We start from the raw sequence: 385 nt of genomic DNA, 5'->3' as shown, positions 1-385 counted from the left end.
CACATAGGTTTTAATCGTACCATCGGATTTATTTTGACCCATTAACCATTTCGCAAAAGAATGAAGAATTTGTTTATTGTCCAGGATTTCTTCTTTACTGGTCATTCGAGAAGCCCCCTACCAAAATCATGCTATTAATAAGCCTTTCCAACGAATGGTGGAATTTATACAAAAAAACCTTAGGATAATCCTAAGGTTTAGAATGCGTAGATAGGATTTGAACCTGTTTATACGGGTTTATGAATCCTAATTGATGTAATAAACATTGCTTGGCGGCGTCCTACTCTCACAGGGGGAAACCCCCAACTACCATCGGCGCTGAAGAGCTTAACTGCCGTGTTCGGAATGGGAACGGGTGTGACCTCTTCGCTATCGCCACCAAACA

The 385-nt window shown here is 41.3% G+C and carries 1 rRNA gene; it reads right to left on the bottom strand.

The features are described from left to right. Nucleotides 1–267 precede the first annotated feature (267 nt). Nucleotides 268–383, bottom strand: a 5S ribosomal RNA gene (gene rrf / locus Q8G36_RS28690). Nucleotides 384–385: the final 2 nt, after the last annotated feature.

Source organism: Peribacillus frigoritolerans, assembly GCF_030676415.1.
GTDB classification, from domain to species: Bacteria; Bacillota; Bacilli; order Bacillales; family DSM-1321; genus Peribacillus; species Peribacillus frigoritolerans_A.
Note: the sequence above shows the minus strand (reverse complement) of the source record. Positions and strands in the feature narration are given on the sequence as shown.